Annotated in this window: 2 protein-coding genes and 1 pseudogene; all 3 read left to right on the top strand. The window is 35.0% G+C overall.

Features of this window, described 5'->3' with window-relative positions; translation table 11 throughout:
• The first annotated feature begins 184 nt into the window (after window positions 1-184).
• On the top strand, window positions 185-898 hold the full coding sequence (locus tag AC3AX0_RS12030; protein WP_487550522.1) for a FadR/GntR family transcriptional regulator: 714 nt from the start codon (window positions 185-187) through the stop codon (window positions 896-898).
• 285 nt (window positions 899-1183) lie between these two features.
• A complete protein-coding gene (locus AC3AX0_RS12025) occupies window positions 1184-1969 on the top strand; it encodes an electron transfer flavoprotein subunit beta/FixA family protein (protein WP_487550521.1) in 786 nt (261 codons plus the stop codon).
• An 18-nt stretch (window positions 1970-1987) separates the two neighbouring features.
• Window positions 1988-2217 (top strand): annotated as a pseudogene (locus AC3AX0_RS12020) (electron transfer flavoprotein subunit alpha/FixB family protein); the annotation flags it as partial.

Raw genomic sequence — 2217 nt, 5'->3', positions numbered from 1 at the left:
ATATTATTGGCATAACAATAAATATTTATGTATTACTTTGCAATTCACATATGTTATAATATAATTTACATAATTGAAAGTAGTAGAGAATATTATAAATAATAAAAAATGTTATTTAATTAACGAAAAATGCGTTTATTAGTAAATTTTAAACTTTTATTATACGAATTTATAGGAGCAGAATATGTTTAAACAGGTAAAAAGCAAAAAAGTATATCAGCACGTAGTTGAACAAATCCAGGTTATGGTAATGAATGGAGAACTGAAAAAGGGAGATAAGCTTCCAACGGAAAGAGACCTTGCAGAGCAGCTTGGAGTAAGCAGGACATCCATAAGAGAAGCATTGAGATCTCTTGAAATGGTTGGCTTGATTGAAAGCAGACAGGGTGAGGGAAACTTCATTGGAGGAAATATCAAAGGTGATTTTTTTGAGCCCTTGTCCGTAATGTTTATGCTGAACCAGGGCAATCCCAGAGACATTCTTGAACTTAGGATGGTAATAGAAGTGGAGGCGGCATCCCTTGCGGCTAAAAGGGTGAAAATGGAAGGCCGTGAAGAGGATATTAAAGAGCTCAATGATATTTTGCAAAAACTTCGAGAGGCTTCCAATGAGGAAGAAAGCAGCAATATAGATTTGCAGCTCCACTACAAAATATCAGAAATAACAGGGAACTACCTTATAATGATGCTTCTAGATACCATATCTTCTTTAATGGAAACTTTTATTGAAAGTGCCAGGGGAATGATATTGGTGGATTCGGAAAACAAGGAAAAGTTGTTCAGTGAACATCAGAATATAGTTGATGCAATATCGGCAGGTGATTCGAGGAAAGCTGTCAAGGCCATGAGAGCCCATCTGGACACAGTTAATAAAACCATGGAAAAACTACAGAAATAATAATCGGCACACATTTGAAAGTGTTAGTAAATTAACAATCCTTTTCATAAGTATAAATGTGTGCTATAATTATATTAGAAATTGGTCGTACCATAGTACCTATAAACAAAAAGTACTTGGAAGCACGTTATGTGGATGAATTGAATAAAATGATTACATAGAGCGCTGGTCGAACCATGGCACCAAAAAAATAAGTACATAACAATTAAGCAAAATTGTGCAATATGAAACAGTTAAGAACAGTGTAAAAGAACAATAAAACAAAACTAAAAAGAGAGGTAAAGTATGCAAATTCTTATATGTGTAAAACAGGTTCCAGATGACTCTGTTGAGATTCGTTTGGATGACAAAGTAAAGAAACCTAACTTGAATGGAGTCAGTTTAGTAGCCAATGCATTTGACACCTATGCATTAGAGTTGGCGGTTCGTTTTATGGAAGCTAATGGAGGCAATGTTAGTGTGTTAAATGTAGGAGCAGATGATTCTATAAACACATTAAAAAATTGTCTTTCTGTTGGAGCTAAAGAGGCATATTTTGTAAAAGATGATTTATATGCAGATTTAGACGCTATTGGAACAGCTGATGTTTTGGTAGATGCTATTCATAAAATTGAAAAAGACAAAGACAAACAATTTGATTTAATTCTTTGTGGAATGGAATCCACAGATGAAATTACTGGTCAAGTAGGAGCAATGATTGCTGAAAAAATGGGCACAGGATTTATAAGTAGAGTGGTTGAAGTTAATTTAAAAGATAATGGTATGGAAGTTCATCAGGAAACAGATGAAGGCTACAATGTAGTTTCAATAGGATCACCAGCCGTAGTAACAGTAAGTAAACCGGTATATGATCCGCGATATCCTACTATTAAGACTAAGATGAAAAGCCGTAAGGCAGTTATTCCAACTTATTCAGCAGCAGAAATTGGAGAGGTGAAACAAGCAAAAGTACGTTGCATCGAATATGACGCACCTCCTAAGAAAGAGGCTGGTATCAAAATTCAAGAGAAAGATGTTGCATTGGCAGTAAGTACTGCAATGGAACAAATGAAAAAAGACAAGGCAATCTAACAAAGGAGGAACGAGAGTATGAAAGCGTTATTATTTATTGAAACGAACGAAGATAAAGTATTAGGCGGAAGCTTTGAATTGATAAGTGCAGTAAAAGCATTAGATGCAGAAGGAAAAGCTCTTGTGGTAGGTAACAGGGTTGCTGCAGATACAGTAGCTTCTTTAGGAATTCCAGTTACTTATGTAGACGCTGCTACAGATTGTGATACATTGACAGCAGTATTAGCACAAACTGTTAAAGAACAAAA

The organism is Dethiosulfatibacter sp., assembly GCF_983023055.1.
This window is presented reverse-complemented; position numbering and strand designations above follow the sequence as displayed.